Here is a 674-nt window from a genome sequence, read left to right as displayed (position 1 = left end):
GCCACCCCGGCATGTCATATTGAAAATTGGAGCGGAAGACGGGATTCGAACCCGCGACCCCAACCTTGGCAAGGTTGTATTCTACCACTGAACTACTTCCGCAAGACATGTATGAGTTATTTTATTAAAAGTGCGGGTGAAGGGAGTCGAACCCCCACGCCAAAGGCGCTAGATCCTAAGTCTAGTGCGTCTGCCAATTCCGCCACACCCGCATGTTTTATTAAAAATGGTGAGCCATGAAGGATTCGAACCTTCGACCCTCTGATTAAAAGTCAGATGCTCTACCAACTGAGCTAATGGCTCTTAATGGCTGGGCTAGCTGGATTCGAACCAGCGCATGACGGAGTCAAAGTCCGTTGCCTTACCGCTTGGCTATAGCCCATTAATTAAGAATGGTGGAGGGGGGCAGATTCGAACTGCCGAACCCGAAGGAGCGGATTTACAGTCCGCCGCGTTTAGCCACTTCGCTACCCCTCCGACATATATGGTGGAGGATGACGGGATCGAACCGCCGACCCCCTGCTTGTAAGGCAGGTGCTCTCCCAGCTGAGCTAATCCTCCATTTTGCCTGGCAACGTCCTACTCTCACAGGGACAAGGTCCCAACTACCATCGGCGCTAGAGAGCTTAACTTCCGTGTTCGGTATGGGAACGGGTGTGACCTCTCTGCCATCA

6 tRNA genes and 1 rRNA gene are annotated in these 674 nt (G+C 52.5%); all 7 read right to left on the bottom strand.

What is annotated here, in order from left to right:
* Positions 1 to 27 precede the first annotated feature (27 nt).
* Positions 28 to 102 (bottom strand) — tRNA-Gly (locus tag ACS2FK_RS30435).
* A 29-nt stretch (positions 103 to 131) separates the two neighbouring features.
* Positions 132 to 212, bottom strand: a tRNA-Leu gene (locus tag ACS2FK_RS30430).
* 15 nt (positions 213 to 227) lie between these two features.
* Positions 228 to 303: transfer RNA gene (locus ACS2FK_RS30425), tRNA-Lys, on the bottom strand.
* A gap of 4 nt (positions 304 to 307) precedes the next feature.
* A tRNA-Gln gene (locus ACS2FK_RS30420) sits at positions 308 to 382 on the bottom strand.
* An 11-nt stretch (positions 383 to 393) separates the two neighbouring features.
* Positions 394 to 477 (bottom strand) — tRNA-Tyr (locus ACS2FK_RS30415).
* A gap of 8 nt (positions 478 to 485) precedes the next feature.
* Positions 486 to 561, bottom strand: a tRNA-Val gene (locus ACS2FK_RS30410).
* A gap of 5 nt (positions 562 to 566) precedes the next feature.
* Positions 567 to 674 (bottom strand): 5S ribosomal RNA (rrf, locus tag ACS2FK_RS30405); the annotation flags it as partial.

This window comes from Bacillus cereus group sp. BceL220, assembly GCF_051776965.1.
GTDB lineage: Bacteria > Bacillota > Bacilli > Bacillales > Bacillaceae_G > Bacillus_A > Bacillus_A cereus.
This window is presented reverse-complemented; position numbering and strand designations above follow the sequence as displayed.